Here is a 315-nt window from a genome sequence, read left to right as displayed (position 1 = left end):
TCATCTCTTTTGCCCTTTTTAATCTAGATTCGAAATCGCTCTTCAGGTGTGAAAGCATCAGGGAATAACCCCCGCTAACCGCAAAAGCTGTTCCATTTTTCAGGAAATAGCTTCTATCTGCAACCCTGTCTATTAAAAACCTGTCATGACTTACGAGAAGTATCGAATATTTTCTTGCCTTGAGTTCAAGAATTATCTTTTCAAGCTTTTGACACATTTGAGACAATATTAAGGACAGACCATCTGAATAGACTGGATGGTCCTCGACCAAAAGAAGCTTAAGCTCCTTCGATGTAAATGAAGAATTATCAAAAG

At 38.1% G+C, this 315-nt stretch carries 1 pseudogene; it reads right to left on the bottom strand.

Features of this window, described 5'->3' with window-relative positions:
- Nucleotides 1–271 (bottom strand): annotated as a pseudogene (locus AC3LHT_RS04175) (hypothetical protein); the annotation flags it as partial.
- Nucleotides 272–315: the final 44 nt, after the last annotated feature.

It is taken from the genome of Kosmotoga sp., assembly GCF_982836095.1.
The sequence above is the reverse complement of the archived record's forward strand: the minus strand, read 5'-3'. Positions and strand labels throughout refer to the sequence as shown.